1 protein-coding gene is annotated in these 573 nt (G+C 68.6%); it reads right to left on the minus strand.

Annotated elements, in window-relative coordinates; genetic code table 11:
• Positions 1-233 precede the first annotated feature (233 nt).
• A partial coding sequence (locus BZY54_RS54395; RefSeq protein WP_244217712.1) for a DUF7660 family protein occupies positions 234-573 on the minus strand: 340 nt, incomplete at its 5' end.

A 573-nucleotide genomic window follows, 5' to 3' on the forward strand; every position in this document is an offset into this window, starting at 1 on the left:
CAGACCCCCGTCAGCGGGGCCGCCCTCATCGAGGAGCGCCGTCTCTGATCCGGACACCGATGAGACCCTGGCTGCCGCCTTCGCCAAGCTCAAGCTGACCCCGTCCGTGCTCGCCGAGCAGCTGGCCGAGGTGGAACGAGCGCGGGCTGCGGCTGCCGCCGCGCCGGCCCTGGAGCCGAGCATCGTCCCGCGGCCCGAGCACGTCTGTCCGCGGGGTCATTTTCGCGACTCGGCTACTCGTAAACGGTTGCCGCTCGCAAGGCTCGTGCGAAGAAGCTCCAGTCGCCGCTGGCTGGCAACTCGCGGCCGGCGTTGCGGTACCAGCCGTCCGCATCCTCGATCCAAGCTGCCAGGGCCTCCAGGAAACTTGCAAGGTCCTCGTTCTCCCAGGAGCGGCCTTCCTCGGCGTGGCTGCGGTGGAGCGCACGAACGAAGGCGGCCAGATCTGCTCTCTGTCGACGTGCTCGGGAGATGCGGTCAGGCGCGGCACCCTGGTTGGCGTGCCAACTGCCGTAGTACGGCCAGAAAGACACCATCTTGCCCGACCGCCATCCCGTAGCGGAAACCAGTGGG

The organism is Streptomyces carpinensis, assembly GCF_002154505.1.
Taxonomy (GTDB): domain Bacteria; phylum Actinomycetota; class Actinomycetes; order Streptomycetales; family Streptomycetaceae; genus Streptomyces; species Streptomyces carpinensis.